The sequence below is a fragment of the Pseudidiomarina xizangensis genome (assembly GCF_052541995.1).
The window spans coordinates 251,009-268,871 of the sequence record NZ_JBOBQA010000001.1 but is presented as its reverse complement, the minus strand read 5'-3'; the positions used below and the strand labels follow the sequence as shown (position 1 = coordinate 268,871).

The window sequence follows — 17,863 nt, the reverse complement described above, 5'->3', positions numbered from 1 at the left end:
TCGCCGCCAAAGTATATAAGCCATAGCCCTCAATTACAATTCTCTAGGGCGTACTTTGCAAGAAAAACGTCAATTTTTTCGGTTTAGATCAACAGACTGTAAAGTGGTTGTTGATGCAATCCTACCTTAGTCGTATACACAGGCCTGACCCAAGCACGTATAAACTTAGCGTTAGACGCGATAGACTTGTACGCAGTGTCATCCAAATGCCACATTCATGCGTAATTATGGCAGCTTTACTTGACGGAACGCAGGGTTTTGCGACCAATTAAACGGCTGTTTGAATTGACAGCCGCAGTAAAGATCAAGTAAATTCTATCGCCCTTTTTAGTGATGAAGCAGACTCAAACAAGGAGATTTCCTTATGGCTGATCGTAAAGCCACCCTGCAGATTGACGGCCAATCCATTGAACTACCAGTGTTATCTGGTACAGCCGGCTATGATGTAGTTGACGTGCGTACTTTAGGCAAACACGGGTACTTCACCTTTGATCCTGGTTTTCTCGCCACAGGTTCTTGCGAATCGAAAATCACCTATATCGATGGTGAGAAAGGCATTCTTCTGCATCGCGGATATCCCATTGATCAGCTGGCGACACAAGCAGATTATCTCGAAGTTTGTTATATGCTGCTTCATGGTGAAGCACCAACAGCAGAAGAGTACAGCAAATTCCAGCAGACGATCACCAATCACACGATGGTCCATCAGGGCTTACATAATTTCTTTAATGGCTTCCGTCGTGACGCACACCCAATGGCAATGTTATGTGCAGTAACCGGTGCGTTGTCGTCGTTCTATCATGATGATCTTGATATTCACGACGAAAAACAACGTCGTCGCAGCGCATACCGCCTCATCGCAAAAATGCCAACCATCGCAGCGATGGCGTACAAATTCAGCATCGGCCAACCGTTTGTTTATCCGAAAAATGACCTGTCATACTCTGAAAATTTCCTGAACATGATGTTTTCGGTTCCTGCTGAAGATTACAAAGTTCATCCTGTTATCGCTAAGGCGATGGATCGGATCTTCACCTTGCACGCCGATCACGAGCAAAACGCTTCAACCTCTACGGTGCGTTTAGCTGGCTCGTCAGGCGCCAACCCATACGCGTGTATCGCTGCTGGCGTCGCCTCACTATGGGGCCCTGCGCATGGTGGTGCAAACGAAGCTTGTCTGCGTATGTTGAAAGAGATCGGCAGCGTCGACAATATTCCAAAATACATTGATAAAGCGAAAGACAAAGATGACTCGTTCCGTTTAATGGGTTTCGGTCACCGTGTTTATAAAAACTTTGACCCACGTGCAACAGTCATGCGTGATAGTGCACACGAAGTTTTGCAAGAGCTGAATATTAGCGACCCATTATTAGATGTCGCTATGGAGCTTGAACGCATTGCCTTAGAAGACCCTTACTTTGTTGAGAAAAAACTGTACCCGAACGTCGATTTCTACTCGGGCATTATTTTGAAAGCCATCGGCATTCCAACCAATATGTTTACAGTGATTTTTGCACTTTCACGTACCGTAGGCTGGATCTCGCATTGGCATGAAATGATGGGTGAAGCGAACCAAAAAATCGGTCGCCCTCGCCAGCTTTACACCGGTGAAGCCCAACGCGAATTCACGCCAATCAAACGTTAACTTCGCAAGTTTCACTACTCGTTAGTCAAAAAGCACGCTACGGCGTGCTTTTTTTATATCCCCACCCCGCAAATGTAACAATTTGTTACTTCAAAGCTCCTTATAATTCTAATAACTTATTGTTTTAACTGATATTTATCTTTTATCGCTTTCTCTTTTAAAACTTGGCACACAACCTGCATTAACTTTTATACCTTCGCCAACGTCATAACCAGCAGTAACAAACGGCAAATAGCGAACAGCGAATTAAGAACATTGAGTAAATACAGGGACCAAACAATGAACACCAAACCAGCACGAATTACCCCAAGTTTTGTCGGTCTGACCGCTTTAATTCTGACTTCAAGTCTGTTGCTAAACGGTTGCGGTCAGGCCGGCGCTTCCAATCAAACTGCTACCACTAAGGAAGAAGTAGTAGTTCGCATACCAGTTGCTACTGAACAGGTTGCTCGCGGTGCCATCACCTCTAGTTTTAAAACCACGGCAACGCTCGAAGCTCGAGACGAAACGGACATCATTAGTAAAGCCAATGGTATTGTTGAAGAAATTTATGTGGAAGAAGGTCAGCAAGTCGAGAAGGGTCAGCTATTAGCCAAATTACGCGACGAAGAATACCGTATTCAACTAGCGCAAGCGCAGGCGGAGCTTAATAGTATCGAGCAAGAGCTACGGCGAGTTAAAGACATGGCCGACCGCAATATGATCAGCGCTGATGCGTACGACAAATTACGCTATCAAACCGACTTATTGCAAGCACGCTATGACATGGCCAAGTTGAACCTAGCCGAGACCGAGATCCGCGCGCCAATAGCTGGCATTATTGCTACTCGTTACGCCAAAACTGGCAACATGATCAGTCAATATCAAGCAGAAAAACTGTTTCATATCATCGCCCTGGATGAACTCGAAGGAAACGTCTATCTGCCTGAGCGCGAGCTGCAATTTGTAGCTGTTGGACAAACCGGCGAATTGCGTCTTAGTGCGCTGCCGAATCAGCTTGTTGAAGCTCGTATCGAACGCATTAGTCCGATGGTCGATACCCAATCAGGCACTTTTAAAGTTGTTCTAAAAGTAATTAATTCCGAGCTTAAATTAAAAGCCGGTATGTTCGCTCATGTCAGTTTGCACTATGCAACCCATGACAACACCATTACCGTTCCCCGCTACGCGGTTCAAAGTCTTGATGGAAAACACTCAGTGTTCACTGTCAATAAAGAGAATGTAGCGCGTAAAGTTGATGTGAAGCTGGGCTTCGAAGACGAAACCCATGTTGAGATTCTTGGTGGTATTCAGGCAGGTGATCAGCTGGTGGTCAGTGGCCAAGCCAATCTCAAAGATGCTGCCTTGGTTGAGATTATCAAAAGCGAGCAACAATCATGAGTTTAGCCCGTCTGGCAGTTCGGCGGCCGGTGACGGTCGCTATGTTCACCCTCGCAGTTCTGTTATTCGGTATGGTGTCACTTGGTCGTATTCCGGTTACCCTACTTCCTGACCTCGCTTACCCAACGCTGACGGTGCGCACCGATTACCCCGGTGGTGCGCCGAGTGAAGTTGAACAGCTGGTCAGTAAACCGGTAGAAGAGGCATTAGGCACGGTAAAAGGCGTACGTCGCATTGAATCAATTTCTCGTGCGGGCCAGAGTGATGTGTTACTCGAGTTCGCTTGGGGTACCAACATGGACATGGCCAGTCTCGACGTGCGCGAGAAAATGGATCTGGTCAACTTACCGCTTGATATTGAAAAGCCAACTCTGTTGCGTTTTAACCCAGCAGAAGAACCTATTTACCGTTTAACCCTTGGTTTTGATGCCGTTGCCGAACCCACTATTACCGAGTTAAAACGTTTACGTACCTTCGCTGAAGAAGAATTAAAGCGACACCTTGAGAGCATCGAGGGGGTAGCTTCGGTGCGTCTCGGTGGCGGTCTCGAAGACGAAATCCAAGTTTTGGTAAATGAACAGCAAGCAACCCAATTGCAAGTTCCGATGAGCTTGATCATGCAGCGCCTACGCGACGAAAACATAAACCTGTCCGGTGGTCGTCTGGAAGCGCAACGTGCTGAGTATTTGGTGCGAACGCTAAATCAGTTTCAAAGTCTTGATGATATTCGCGGTATTTACATTGCCACGCGTAATGATCGCCCAATTTTACTGCGCGATGTCGCTACGGTCGAAAATAGTTATAAAGAACGTGACTCCATCAGCCGTATCGGTGGCCGTGAAGCCGTGGAGGTTTCGCTGTACAAAGAAGGTGATGCCAATACCGTACAGGTTTCTAAGGCGATTCAGGCGCATCTTCAGCAACTGCAAGCCAACGAGTTGATTCCTGAGCTGTATCAAATCGAACCCATAGCCGATCAGGCAGTATTTATTGAGGCTGCGATTGCTGAAGTCCGCGACGCCGCCATTATCGGTGGTCTGCTGGCGATGGTGATTATCTACCTGTTTCTGCAGCGACTGTGGCCTACGGTGATTATCTCTTTAGCTATTCCGGTGTCAATCATTGCCACTTTTAACTTGATGCACGGCTATCAAATCTCACTCAACATGATGTCGTTGGGCGGTATTGCTCTGGCGGTGGGTATGTTGGTCGATAACGCCATTGTAGTGCTGGAAAACATTGCCCGACATCGCCAGGAAAAAGCTGAGGCTGAAGCCGCCGAAGAAGGCACCAGTGAAGTCACCGGAGCGATTGTAGCCTCCACCCTGACCACCATGGCAGTATTTTTCCCGTTAGTTTTCGTTGAAGGACTGGCGGGTCAGTTATTTGCTGATCAGGCGCTCACCGTCACCTTCTCTTTACTTGCGTCGTTATTTGTCGCTTTAACCCTCATTCCTATGCTCTCCGCCAAACAACGTAGTGCTGATGCGAGCATTACCGATCGTCAGCATTTTCCTGTCGCCCAAAACCGGCAAGGTTGGCGCTTCTGGGCCATAACACCATTGTTACTCATGTTCCGCTGGCTACCGCTGTTTATTGTCGCTGCGATAACCCTTATATGGCGCAGCCTTGGCAAACTACTTGGTTGGCTAGTTACCCCCGCATTGCGTAGTTTCGATTGGGGCTATCAACACTTGGCTGCGGCCTACCAAACGACTCTTAGCGCAGCTCTGGACCATGCTAAAGTAACACTCAGTGCAATCGTTGTTGTCGCTGCTGGGTGTTACGCTTTGGTTCCTCTGTTACCAGTAAGCTTATTGCCGAGCATGGCACAAGGTGAGTTTTACGTTGAAGTGGAACTACAACCGGGCGCAACCATTTATGAAACCGATGCTGTGTTAACTGGATTTGCCAGCCATTTGTCGACACAACCAGAACTGGCTAGCCAAGTTGAGCGGTCATACAGCATAGCTGGCACTGGTAGCCTATTGAATGCTGCACCGGGACAGAACGGTAACCAATGGGGTCGCTTTAATGTAGTAATGAAAGACAGTAGTGACGTCTTGGCCGAACAGCGCCTACAAAATAAATTACGTGACTACGCCCAACAACTACCGGGGGTCAAAATTAAATTTGGCCGCCCAGAATTATTCAGTTTTAGCAGTCCAATTGCTATTGAAGTAACAGGCTACGATATTCAGCTGTTGCAACAAGGCGCGCAAAGCATTGCGCAAAAGTTAAGTAAACAAGACCAGTTTACCGATATTCGCACCAACATGAGTGATGGTCAGCCTGAAATAGCAATTTACTTTGATCACGCGCGCCTGGCGCAATACGGCTTAACCAGTGCCACAGTATCCGAATTATTGGCAACTAAAATTGGTGGCCGCGTAGCGACGCAATTCAGTCTGGATGACCGTAAAATTGATATCTTGGTGCGCAGCCAAGCGAGCGATCGTGACTCGTTACGTGACCTGGAACAATTGGTAATTAATCCCGCTTCAGCCCGTGAAATCCCGCTCCAGGCGGTTGCCGTAATTAAACAAATCATGGGGCCCAGTGAAATTACCCGCATCGATCAACAACGCACAGCGGTGGTACAGGCCAATCTCACTTACGGTGACTTAGGCAGTGCCGTGGCGCTGGCCGAACAAGTTGTCGGTGACACTCAACTACCGCTAACTATTAAAGCCAATGTCGCTGGCCAAAGTGAAGAAATGCAACGTTCCTTCCAGTCATTACAGTTCGCCTTATTACTGGCGGTATTTTTGGTCTACCTGATCATGGCCTCCCAGTTCGAGTCACTGTTACACCCCTTTTTCATTCTGTTCAGTGTGCCACTGGCAGGTGCGGGTTCAGTGCTGGGCCTCTATTTGGTTGGCACAGAACTTAGCGTCATCGTCTTTATCGGTTTAATCATGTTGGCCGGCATTGTCGTCAACAACGCAATTGTTCTGGTCGACCGTATTAATCAGCTGCGCCTGCAAGGCGTCGCGCGTTACGACGCGGTTTTTCAGGCAGCGCAGCAACGCTTACGCCCCATTCTAATGACCATGTTCACCACCGTACTGGGCTTACTCCCGCTGGCGATTGGCTTAGGTGAAGGTGCGGAAATTCGGGCGCCGATGGCGATCAGTGTGATTGCTGGATTGTTGTTTTCTACACTACTGACGCTGCTCTTTATTCCTTGCCTGTATTTGTTAGTGGACCGCAAGCAAGTTCGGAACTCGGTTACGGAGAGCGCGTCATGAATGCAGCAAAATTTGGTGCAAGTTTGGCGAATTTCGCGCTGCGGCGACCGGTAACCATCTGCATGATATTTCTCTCCATGCTGTTGTTAGGCACCATTAGTTCGCGCTTGTTACCACTGGAAAAGTTCCCGGGCATTGAAATCCCAGAAATTATGATCACCGTACCCTATCCAAACTCTACGCCGCAAGAAGTGGAACGGTTGATCACACGGCCGTTAGAAGAAGCCTTGGCGACTTTAAGCAATGTAGAGCGTATGCGTTCATCCTCCAGTAGCGATAGCGCACAGATCTCACTGCAATTTGAATGGGGTGAAGACGTTAACGCCAAAGGCATTGAAGCACGCGAAAAAGTCGATGGCATGTTGCATTTACTGCCCGATGATATCGAGCGCGTGCAGGTATTGCAGTTCAACACCGAAGACATGCCCGTGTTTCAGTTACGCATTTCCAGCCAACGCGATTTGAGCAACGCTTACGATCTACTCGATCGCAGTCTGCGCCGGCCTATTGAACGGGTTGAAGGCGTTTCACAGGTCACCTTGTATGGCGTTGATAAACAACATATTGTCATCCGGCTTCAGCAGCAAAAGCTGTTGCAGCACAATTTGACTGCGGCTGACGTTACCAGCCGCCTACAACAAGCAAATTTCGCCTTAACAGCAGGTTATCTGGAAAGCGAGCATGAGCGCATTTTGGTCAATCCGGTTGGCGAGTTCCAATCTGAGTACGAAATTCGCAACCTGCCCATCACCGCGCAGTTAAAGCTGGGTGACATCGCCACTGTGAGTCGTGAAATGCCACGCCGTATGGACGGCCGCCACCTTGATCAGACCTATGCCATCGGTATGGATGTGTTCAAAGAATCCAGCGCTAACTTGGTCGAGGTGTCCAAGCGGGTAATGGAAGTGGTCAACGAGATCCGCAACGATCCACAGTTTAATGGCATCAACTTGTTTGTCATGAACGATACCGCCGATGGCGTCACTACCTCACTCAACGATCTACTAATGGCCGGACTCCTTGGTGCCCTGCTATCTTTTATCGTGCTCTATTTGTTCCTGCGCAATCTCGTTATTACCTTAGTGGTTGTGCTGTCGGTACCGATCGCCATTTGTATAGCGCTCGGCGGTATGTACTTCCTTGGCTACTCACTCAATGTACTCTCGTTAATGGGACTCATGCTGGCAGTCGGGATGCTGGTTGATAACGCGGTGGTCATTACCGAAAGTATTCAATATGAACGCGAAGCCGGATTCGACGCTGAAGAAGCCACCTTGCGTGGCGTTGGAAATGTCTCTATGGCAGTCATTGCCGGTACCTTAACCACGGCTATCGTATTTTTGCCTAATATTTTTGGTAAAAAAATCGATCTCACGATTTTCCTTGAACACACAGCGGTCGCTATTTGTTTGTCCTTGCTGGCATCTCTGCTGGTCGCGCAAACGCTGATCCCGCTGCTTGCCAGTAAATTGAACCGTGCCATGAAGCCGCGCCAGAAACCGGCTCATGCAAAACCTTCTCGTTACCGTCGGCTGCTGGAATGGAGCTGGCGTCATCCGCGCTGGACCGGCGTAGTTGCAGTTGCAATTTTGGCCAGTATTGCTATCCCTTTCGTTGGCGTTAGCGGTGACCAGGAACCGCAAGGCTTTAACGACCGTATGTTTATCAATTACAATCTGCATCAGAACTATAATCTTGCTGAAGTCGAAGCCGAAGTGGCACGTTTTGAAGACTTTCTTTATCAGCATCAAGAAGTGTTTTACATTGATGCAGTTTATAGCTATTACACCCCTAGTTACGCAATTTCGACAGTGCTGTTAAAACCAGACCGCCCCATTAGGCTTAGTGCTTTGATGGAGCAAATGCGGGAACAGTTTCCGAAGATGCTGCGCAGTGAACCACAGTTTGGCTTTGGCGGTGGCGGCGAAGGTGTGCGCGTGACCCTTACCGGACAGTCGACCGAGGTTCTTGAAAGCGTGGCGGAACGTTTTGCGCCCGTGATTGCAGGTATTGAGGGGCTCACCGACGTACGCAGTGAGACTGAAGCGGGTCAATTCGAGTACTTGGTGCGTATCGACCGTGAACGCGTGCATCGCTTGGGTCTTAGCAGTGCACAAGTCGCCCGCCAAGTCGCAACTGCATTACGCGGCCAGCGTTTGCGCTCATTTCGTGGCGACCCAAATGGTGAAATTCCAATGCGCGTCGCCTTCGACAAAGAATTGGAGTTTTCGCTCGAGGCTTTGCAAAATCTTCCAGTCATGCAACATCAGGGACGCGTCGTCCCTCTGCACGCCGTGGCTTCATTCGAAGTACAACCGCGGTTGGGTGAGATCCGCCGCCTGGACCGTCGTACTTCGTTGGCAATTCAAGCGAACCTAAGCGACGAGCTGCCACTCAATGAGGCGCGTGACAAACTCAACGCAGCATTGAGTCAGCTGAGTTTACCTGACGGTTACGCCTGGAGTTTAGATGGTAGTTTTCAGCGCCAGCAAGAAGCCGAAAACGTAATGTTGGTCAACACCTTACTTGCAGTAGCACTGATATATATTGTCATGGCGGCACTGTTTGAGTCGGTGTTGTTACCCACCGCAGTTATCACGTCCTTACTATTTTCTATTGTCGGGGTGTTTTGGGCATTATTTCTAACCGGACAATCAATCACTGTAATGGCAATGATCGGCATCCTGATTCTGATGGGAATAGTGGTGAACAACGGTATCGTGTTGGTTGATCGGATTAATCAGCTGCTCGCTGACGGTTACCCACTGCGTGACGCCGTTATTGAGGGTAGCGTTAGTCGTTTACGACCCATCTTAATGACTGTCGCGACCACGGTGCTGGGGTTACTACCCTTAGCCTTTGGCACCACTCAAATCGGCGGTGATGGCCCGCCCTATGCACCGATGGCAATTTCAATTATTGGTGGTTTATTACTCTCGACGCTGACCAGTTTGTTTCTGGTGCCTTATGTCTATGCCCGCTTGTTGTGGTGGCGGGAACGCTGGCACGCCCTGAAACAGCGCGCCAGCAGCATGGTTAGTCGAGTGATTGCTGATTAGCACGCTCTAAGTCGGCTGGTGTATCGATGCCAGCCGGCGGATTAACAATAGCTTCCGCGACATGAATGCGCTCGCCATACCACAGTACCCGTAGTTGCTCGAGTGACTCAATCGCTTCCAGTGGACTTGGCGCCCACTCAATGTAGCGCCAGACAAAACCTGCACGGTAGGCATAAATACCAACATGACGCTTATAGGCAGCGTGCTCTCCCATACGATCACGCTGAAACGCATCACGCTCGTATGGAATTGGAGCCCGCGAAAAGTACAAAGCATAACCGTTGGCGTCGGTAACCACCTTCACCGCATTAGGGTTTTTCACTTCTTCAAGATGGTTAATTGGTACTGCAAGTGTAGCCATGTGCGCAGCACGCTGATTCATTAAATTATCAGCGACCTGGCGAATAATTTCCGGTGGAATAAAAGGCTCGTCGCCCTGCACGTTGACCACCACATGATCATCCGCGATAGCTAAATAATCGATAACTTCAGCAATTCGTTCAGTACCAGACTGGTGATGGGTTGCAGTTAACATGGCGCGGCCACCAAATGCTTCAACCGCATCGACAATGCGTTGATCATCGGTCGCTACAATCACCTCCGCCGCACCGGCCGCAGCCGCTCGTTCGTATACCCGTTGGATCATCGACTTCGAGCCGATCATGGCCAATGGCTTGCCAGGTAACCGGGTTGATGCATAACGTGCTGGGATAACAACGGTAAAACTCATTTCGGAACTTGCTCCAAATCCTGTGTGCTCAATTGTCGTGCGGCACTAGTCAAAAGTATGGGAATTTCGTTTTGTACTGGAAACGCCAAACGATCGCCGCGACACACGAGTTCTTTACTTGCTGACAACCAAACGAGGCGTCCTTTGCACAGCGGGCAAGCCAGTAAAGCTAGCGTTCTTTCATCCAATGGCATGGTTAAACCCCTTCATTTTCGCTTGCAGTTGCTGCCAGAATGCCTCTGGTAAGGTTGCGCTAACTGGTAAATAATAGCAATCCTTATGGGCAAAACCACGCCATTTTGTCGCATCTTTCTCGGTCATTACGAGTACTTCGTACTGACTCAGTTGCGCGAGGTCAGCCGCACTAAACTGATGATGGTCAGGGTAACCGCGGGTCGCCAGTGAACGTGACTCGAGGTTGCGCACCGTAGCAAAGAATCGCTCGGGATTACCGATTCCGGCCAAGGCCAGAGTTTTACCTTCAGGCAATGCGGCGACTTCAGTATCATCCGTTACCCGACGCCACTTTTTAGTAACCAAAGTCATTGAGTAACAATGGTTAGTCGCGCCGCGCAGAAAAGCTTGGGATTGCGTATCGCTACCGTTAAGAATCACCGTATCGACCTGCTGTAAACGCGATACTGGCTCGCGTAAAGGCCCTATCGGTAAGCGCCAGCCATTGCCAACGCCGCGCTCGGTATCAACCACAGCAATTTCAAACTGCCGCGGTAAGGCGTAATGCTGTAGGCCATCGTCACTGATGATAACTGTGGTGTCGGGTGCTTGCTGGAGGACCTGCGCTGCCGCAGCACGACGATCAGGCGCAACAACTACCGGAACCTGGGTGCGTTGCGCCAATAATAAGGGTTCATCGCCACTTGCCTCAGCAGCGGTGGTCGAGCGCACCCGCAAAGGAAACGGGCCTTTACCACCATAGCCGCGAGCAACGATAGCCGGGCGTTCGCCTTGCGCTTTAAGCTGCTCCACCAAGGCCAGGGTAATAGGTGTTTTTCCGGTGCCACCAACACTAATATTACCGACCACGATAACTGGCACCGGTAAGTCTTTTGCTGGGCTTAACCGGTAGCGCCAACGGCGTAGCGCACTAATGATGACAAACAGCGCATGTAAGGGTAACAACAACCAAAGATACGCTGCTACATGATTGCGATACCACGCGCGCTGCAGGGCCATTAACTGAGCTCACCACTGAATTGCAGACTGTACAGTTGATAATAGGCTCCCTGTTGCTCAAGTAGCTGTTGGTGACTACCACGCTCAATCACAGCACCATCTTCAAGCACCATAATTTCATCCGCCTTTTCGATGGTCGATAGCCGGTGGGCAATCACTATCGAGGTGCGATCTTGTTGCAACGCTTGCAGCGCACTTTGAATGTGGCGCTCAGATTCAGAATCGAGTGCCGAGGTCGCTTCATCCAGAATCAAAATAGGTGCATCGCGTAACAATGCTCGGGCAATCGCAATACGTTGGCGCTGACCACCTGACAACATGACACCGTTTTCACCGACGGTCGTGTCTAAACCATTTGGCATATTGTCGGTAAATTCTGTCACGTAGGCTTGTTCTGCGGCGGTGCGAATCTCATCGAGAGTGACTTCGCCATGGGCGCCATAAGCTATATTATTGGCAATACTGTCGTTAAACAGGGTGACGTGTTGCGACACCAGTGCAAATTGCCGGCGCAGCGATTTCAAACGATAGTCATAGATATCCGTGTCATCTAACTTAATAACGCCACCTTGTGGCGTATAGAATCGCGTCAACAGGTTCGAAATTGTTGATTTACCGCTACCCGAACGACCTACCAGCGCCAACGTTTTACCGGGTTTAACATGGAAACTGACGTCCGCCAACGCTGGACTTTCAGTGCCGTCGTAGGTGAAGTTCACGTGCTCAAATTTGATATCACCTTGGGCACGGTCCATATTGCGCTTGCCGCTATCGGCTTCCGCATGTTCATCCAACACACCAAAGATACTCTGCGCCGCAGCAATACCGCGCTGAAAATCACTATTGACCGTGGTTAACCGCTTCAGCGGCTGTAATAACATGATCATCGCAGTCAGCAAAGTGGTAAACGCACCCGCTGAAAGTTGCGCCAACATATCGGGAAAGCTTGCCAGAACCAGCACCATCGACAAACTAAAAGATGCGATCAGTTGAATCAATGATGTGCTCAAACTTTGCGCATTAATCAGCTTCATATTCTGATTACGGGTAATGTTGTTAATCGTAGCAAAGCGCTTTGACTCGCGTTTTTGCCCTTCGTACATGACCACAACTTTGTGACCATTGAGCATTTGCTCAGCGGTGGTGGTGACATCTCCCATGGCCGTTTGAATACGCCTGGATACCTTACGAAAACGTTTGGATACCACAGCTACAATTTTGGCAATTACTGGGCCCACCAGCAAGAACACCAACGACAGCTGCCAGCTATGATAAAACATCAGGCCCAGCAGACCGACCACGAAAGCTCCATCACGGACCAAAATAAGCACTGCACGACTACTAGCTTCAGCTACCTGCTGAGTGGTATAGGTAATTTTTGACAGCAGATCGCCAGTAGAATGCTGGTCATGAAACGACACCGGTAGTTTCATCATGTGATCAAACAGCTGCTGTCGCAGGGTTGTCACCACACGAAAACCAACCCAATTTAAAAAATAGGTAGAAACGAAGTTAAACAGCCCGCGTAAGATAAAAATCACCGGTACAAAAATCGCACCATACAATAAAATTTTTGGATTACTGTTGGTCAAGCCATCGTCAATTAACGTCTCAATTTGCGAGAAGAAAAAAGTATCGACGGCAGCGTAACCAATCATTCCCACAATCGAGATAAAAAAAGCTGCGCGGTAGGGTTTGATATACCCCATTAAGCGACGAAACGTCTTTTGTTTTACAGTCTCTGCATTCATGCATAAGATTCTACTGGCAAATAATGCAATCATTCTAACCGTTTTCTCGCGTCACTGGCTAGTTTCTGCGAACAGGTGCTGTTGTTTTGTCATAAGGATCAACATCAAACCAGCCGCCAAAGTGCTGTGCCAAGGGTTGTTCAGCGCGCCAGCGGTGGCCATCCGTCCAGATAGTAATTTGTCCTCCACGGGCGGTATCAAGCAGAGCGATGCGGTGTTCGGCATAACGTGCAGCAACCTCCGGATGAACCTGTCCATAAGGATTATTTCGTCCCCGGCTGGCAAGCGCCAGCGACGGTTTCACATGGCGAATAAAGTACTCCTGCGATGAACTTTTACTGCCATGGTGGGGAACCAGCAAAATTTCCGCCTCCAGTGGTGCCAGATGTGCCAATAGCTCGCGTTCCGCTGATTTTTCAATATCACCGGTGATAAGTAGTCTAACCGCACCGAATTGCAACAACAGAACGCAGGACGAATTGTTGTGCCAATTACCAACTCCAGACTCGGCGCGCGGATGCAACACTTGCCAACTAACCTCACGCCAAACGCCGCTTTGTCCTGCTACACAAGGTGTGCCGGTCGAGCCGCCATACCAACGGAGTTGTGAATACCGCTGCGCTAAGGTTTCTTGCCCGCCCTCGTGATCACGGTCAGTGTGGGTGATAAATGCCACCTCTGGACGTAATCGTTTAGTTTCCAGAAAAGGCATGATAACGCGATCGGCCATCGATACTGAGCTTTCCCAACTGGCGCCAGTATCGATCAGCAGCGCATGTCCTTGCCGCTGCAGCACCAATGCGGTGCCTTGTTCGACATCCAACACATTAACCAGTAACTCACGTGGTTTAGGAACCGCTGTCACCACCAGCTGACTGAACAGAATCGTGAGTACTGCAACGACACGCCAGCGCCAGGTCAACGGCACTATCAGCAGCAGCACTAGCGCAATTAACCACGGCCAGTTTGGTAAAGACGAGGCAGTCAACCATTGCCAAGGTTGTTCTGCCAACCAACTCAGCAGTGGCCAAAGCTGATTTAACGGCCATTGCGCCAACAAGAACACTTGCTCCGCGACAGCGACACCACCCAGCATCAGCGCTAAAACTCCGCTCAAGCCAATCGGCAAAACCCAAAAACTGACGACTGGCACCACGATTAAATTTATCAGCGCGGCCGCCAAAGGTACCCCACCAAACCAGAGCGCCATCAACGGCCAGAACAGAACTGTCATCAACCACTCAAAACGCCACCACTCGCGTAATTTTGCCCAACGACCACGGTAGCGGGTCCAGCGCCAGTTCATAAAAACGATCGCAGCAACAGCGCTAACCGAGAGCCAAAAGCCCGTCGTTAACGGCGCCATGGGTTCGATTACTACCACCACCACGATGGCTCGTAACAGCAGCCGGGGTGGACTCACGCGCCATCCCAATTGCTTGTGGAGCAGCACCACGCTTAACATCAGCACCGCCCGTAAGGTGGCGATCGCGAAACCTGCCAGCCATGCATATGCAAATGCAATGAGCAATGCCACCCAGGGTGCGTAGTGCCACAAATTGCTCCGATCACGCCCTTGTCGGGTGCGTACCATGGCGGCGATACTGTGCCAGAGGAACAACAACGCAAAGCCCGCAACTAAGGACAAATGCAGCCCGGAGATCGCGATTAAATGCGCCAACCCGGTGTGTTGTACCGTAGTCCAGGCGTTCGCCGACATCTGATAGCGTTCTCCCACCAAAAGTGCGAGCATTGGACCGCGTTGTTCGACGTTGGTAAGTGCCGCGTCAACTGCACTTACCAACCGTTGCCGCCAACTCACTTGTCCTGCAAGCAACTGCCCCTCACGGATGGAACCAAGCACAGCGATCCCATGTCCAAGCAAGTAGCGGTGATAACGCATACTGCCGTCGTTGCGGGTGCCTTGCGGATGCCGCAGGCGCACACCAAAGCGCCATGTTTCACCTTGGCGCGGTAGGCGTTGCGGAGCGTCGGCATGAGGTTGATACCATTGCAACCGCGCACTAAGCTGAGGTTGCATGGGTTGCCCCTGAAGTTGAGTTAAGGTGCCGGTAATTCGCCAGTACCCAGGTTGATAATGGCTCACCGCCGTCACATTCACCACAGCATCAAGGGTTGTTTGAGTCCACTGGTCATTAATAACCATGCGCTGAACGAAATAGGCGTTGCCAGTGCCCCATAGAATACCGCACAATACGCAGCCTATGAGTTGGGTTCGTAATTGCTTGCCAAAGTGCAGCATGAAACAAAGTAACGTTAACCCGGCTAATGACAACCAATGCCAAACATCGGTGACAACTGATAAACTAAAGCTTAGCGCGTAGCCAAAAAGGAATGCGCACAACCACCGATCCATGGATGTTGTACCTGTTACGTTGGAATGACGAGTTTGTAAGCATGCCGAAAAAGTTTTTTCAGCGCATCATGCCCGACCATGATGTCATCAAAAACAGTCGCAGTTTAAAAATGTTCGGAAAATTGCTGCACGACGCTAATCTTTGGCACCTGAATCGCCGTTCGGCCTCAGGCGCCTTTGCTATTGGCTTGTTCTGCGCTTTTATTCCAGTACCTTTTCAAATGGTGTTGGCCGCGGCGGCGGCAATTCCCTTTCGCGTCAACCTGCCCCTGTCGATTGCTTTAGTATGGGTATCAAACCCCTTTACCATGCCACCGTTATTCTATTTTTGTTATGTGGTTGGCACCTGGTTAATTGGCGCGCCATCGCAACCCTTCAATTTTGAGCTGTCCTGGCAGTGGCTTGGGCATAGTATCACCACCATTGGTCCAGCATTCTTACTTGGCTGTCTGGTGTTAGGCACCTTAGCCAGTAGTGTCGGCTACTTTGTTATCCGCTTGCTATGGCGCCAATCTGTGGTGAGTGCCTGGCGCGCTCGTGCGGCGCGTATCAAGCGCTAATCGCTTTTACCACTTCAACCCGAGTTGCCTGCCAGGCAGGATAAACTGTGGCAAGCAGGCTTAACAGCAATGCCACCGCACACACCAAAAAAACATCCAAAGCATGCAATTGCACCGGTATTCGATCGACAAAGTAGACATCGCTAGCCAACAAGGTGTTTCCGGTAAAAGATTCAATTATTGCCAGTAGTGCTGGCAGATTCCAGCTCAAAAGGATCCCAGCGACGGCACCAAACGAAATACCCAGCAAACCATTCTGTAGGCCTTGAAGGACAAAAATCTTCACCAACCCACCGGGGCGCATACCCATGGTGCGCAAAATACCAATATGTCTTTGTTTCTCCTGTACGGTCATCACCAGGGTCGACACGATATTAAAGCAGGCCACCGCTAGTACGAGAATCAACACCAGATACATTACCGTGCGCACCATTTGAATATCTCGATACAAGTGTCCTTGAGCGCGCATCCAGTGATCCAGGTAGACATAATCGCGTAATTGATAGCCAATTTCATTGGCAATTCGTTCCGCGGCAAACAATGAACTAATTTCCAGTTCTACCCCACTAATTCCTTGCTCTAAGCCGGTGAGTTCACGTGCAGTGGCGAGGTTTACATAGCCCAGCTTATGATCCACTTGACCACCAAAATTAAAGCTACCAACCAAGGTAAGTAGTTGCCGTTTGGGCGCCTGAAACCCACCATCTGAAGCCACAACTAAAGTTAATTTATCGCCTTCCGAAAGCTCAAGTCGTTGCGCTAGATCAGCGCCAAGAACAATTGACCCCGGCTGTTCTAATGCCCGCCAACTAGGCGCCGACATATAGTGTTGAATGGCGTGTTGGTGTTGTGGGTCGATTCCGTTGATCTGTACACCGACGAATTCACGCCCCTTTTGCACTAAACCCTGGGTTCGAATAACGGGCCGTGCACTGACCACCTCAGGGTGTTCTTCAGCTAATGCAAAGATACTTTCTGGATACTGCAGACGGTTTTCCACCGCAGTGAATTCTATGTGCGGAACCAGTTTTAAGAAACGTTGTTCCAAAACATCGGCAAAGCCATTCATAACACTCAAACCGGCAATGAACACGGCACACCCAAGCGCAATTCCAAAGGTTGATGAAGCTGAAATGAAGGACAAAAACCTGCTCCGCTCACGTCCACCCCGAAACCGTTTAGCTAATTGCCATGCTAACAACCAACCAGATGTCATTGTGCCGCCTCAGCCAGCTCAGTGACGATCTTGCCATGGCGTAAGTGCACTTGCTTCGGTAACGCACGAGCCAATTTCTGATCGTGCGTTACGATGACAAACGCAGTGCCAAACTCGCGGTTTAGTTCAAGCATCAACGCCATGACTTGCCGCGCCGTTTCATCATCAAGATTACCCGTAGGTTCATCCGCCAACACCAACGCCGGATTATTCGCAAGTGCTCTTGCTATGGCGACGCGTTGCCGTTCGCCACCCGACAGCTCTGCAGGCCGATGTTGGCCGCGCGGTGCCAACCCCACACGTTCCAGTAACTGCTCAGCCCGCTCACGGGCTTGCTTTGCGCTTTGCCCGTTAATCAACAGCGGCATCGCAATATTCTCTAGCGCAGTAAACTCAGGTAGCAAATGATGAAACTGATAGACAAAACCTAAGTGCTGATTGCGCCAATCGGCTAACATCCGTGATGACCATTTCGCCAGATCTTTACCACCAAATAAAATTTGCCCGGTGCTAGGTTTATCTAAACCACCCATGCAATGCAGCAGAGTACTCTTACCGGAACCGGAGCTGCCGACAATCGCCAACAACTCTCCTTCGTGAAGTGCTAGATCGACGCCTTGCAGAACTTCAAGGTCGTGATTACCATCCCAATAACTTTTGCCGACCTGCTGACAGGTCAATAACTCTGTAGCCATAAGTC

At 49.8% G+C, this 17,863-nt stretch carries 12 protein-coding genes; 5 read left to right on the top strand and 7 right to left on the bottom strand.

The window, feature by feature from the left end; genetic code table 11:
- Positions 1-364 precede the first annotated feature (364 nt).
- The 4 genes from ACQ5ES_RS01205 to ACQ5ES_RS01190 all read left to right on the top strand — a co-directional run bounded on the left by ACQ5ES_RS01205 (position 365) and on the right by ACQ5ES_RS01190 (position 9,335).
- Positions 365-1,645: a citrate synthase gene (locus tag ACQ5ES_RS01205; protein ID WP_445014139.1), complete on the top strand. Its 1,281-nt coding sequence runs from the start codon at positions 365-367 to the stop codon at positions 1,643-1,645.
- Between the two features lie 279 nt (positions 1,646-1,924).
- Positions 1,925-3,025, top strand: a complete 1,101-nt coding sequence (locus ACQ5ES_RS01200; protein WP_445014138.1) for an efflux RND transporter periplasmic adaptor subunit — start codon at positions 1,925-1,927, stop codon at positions 3,023-3,025.
- Entirely contained in the window at positions 3,022-6,276 is a 3,255-nt protein-coding gene (locus ACQ5ES_RS01195; RefSeq protein ID WP_445014137.1) for an efflux RND transporter permease subunit, read from the top strand. The genes ACQ5ES_RS01200 and ACQ5ES_RS01195 overlap by 4 nt, the downstream gene beginning before the upstream one ends.
- Positions 6,273-9,335, top strand: a complete 3,063-nt coding sequence (locus tag ACQ5ES_RS01190; protein WP_445014136.1) for an efflux RND transporter permease subunit — start codon at positions 6,273-6,275, stop codon at positions 9,333-9,335. The genes ACQ5ES_RS01195 and ACQ5ES_RS01190 overlap by 4 nt, the downstream gene beginning before the upstream one ends.
- On the opposite strand, the gene kdsB is transcribed toward ACQ5ES_RS01190, so the two are convergent.
- The 5 genes from kdsB to ACQ5ES_RS01165 are packed head-to-tail and all read right to left on the bottom strand — an operon-like array spanning position 9,313 to position 15,387.
- A complete protein-coding gene (gene kdsB, locus ACQ5ES_RS01185; protein WP_445014135.1) occupies positions 9,313-10,065 on the bottom strand; it encodes a 3-deoxy-manno-octulosonate cytidylyltransferase in 753 nt (250 codons plus the stop codon). The genes ACQ5ES_RS01190 and kdsB overlap by 23 nt on opposite strands.
- Positions 10,062-10,259 carry a Trm112 family protein gene (locus ACQ5ES_RS01180; protein ID WP_445014134.1) on the bottom strand — a complete coding sequence of 66 codons (198 nt, stop codon included), beginning with the start codon at positions 10,257-10,259 and terminating at the stop codon, positions 10,062-10,064. The genes kdsB and ACQ5ES_RS01180 overlap by 4 nt, the downstream gene beginning before the upstream one ends.
- Positions 10,246-11,259 (bottom strand): tetraacyldisaccharide 4'-kinase, encoded by a 1,014-nt coding sequence (gene lpxK / locus ACQ5ES_RS01175; RefSeq protein WP_445014133.1) that lies wholly within the window; start codon positions 11,257-11,259, stop codon positions 10,246-10,248. Before lpxK ends, ACQ5ES_RS01180 begins: the two co-directional genes overlap by 14 nt.
- Positions 11,259-13,010, bottom strand: coding sequence for a lipid A export permease/ATP-binding protein MsbA (msbA, locus tag ACQ5ES_RS01170; RefSeq protein WP_445014132.1), 1,752 nt, complete (start codon positions 13,008-13,010; stop codon positions 11,259-11,261). Before msbA ends, lpxK begins: the two co-directional genes overlap by 1 nt.
- Before the next feature lie 58 nt (positions 13,011-13,068).
- A complete protein-coding gene (locus tag ACQ5ES_RS01165) occupies positions 13,069-15,387 on the bottom strand; it encodes a DNA internalization-related competence protein ComEC/Rec2 (protein ID WP_445014131.1) in 2,319 nt (772 codons plus the stop codon).
- Between the two features lie 41 nt (positions 15,388-15,428).
- On the opposite strand from ACQ5ES_RS01165, the gene ACQ5ES_RS01160 reads away from it, so the two are divergent.
- Positions 15,429-15,947, top strand: coding sequence for a DUF2062 domain-containing protein (locus tag ACQ5ES_RS01160; protein ID WP_445015350.1), 519 nt, complete (start codon positions 15,429-15,431; stop codon positions 15,945-15,947).
- Here ACQ5ES_RS01160 and ACQ5ES_RS01155 read toward each other — a convergent pair.
- Positions 15,937-17,163, bottom strand: coding sequence for a lipoprotein-releasing ABC transporter permease subunit (locus tag ACQ5ES_RS01155; protein WP_445014130.1), 1,227 nt, complete (start codon positions 17,161-17,163; stop codon positions 15,937-15,939). The genes ACQ5ES_RS01160 and ACQ5ES_RS01155 overlap by 11 nt on opposite strands.
- The gene (gene lolD / locus ACQ5ES_RS01150; RefSeq protein WP_445014129.1) at positions 17,160-17,858 is read right to left on the bottom strand and encodes a lipoprotein-releasing ABC transporter ATP-binding protein LolD; all 699 of its coding nucleotides are present in this window, start codon (positions 17,856-17,858) and stop codon (positions 17,160-17,162) included. Before lolD ends, ACQ5ES_RS01155 begins: the two co-directional genes overlap by 4 nt.
- Positions 17,859-17,863 lie beyond the last annotated feature (5 nt).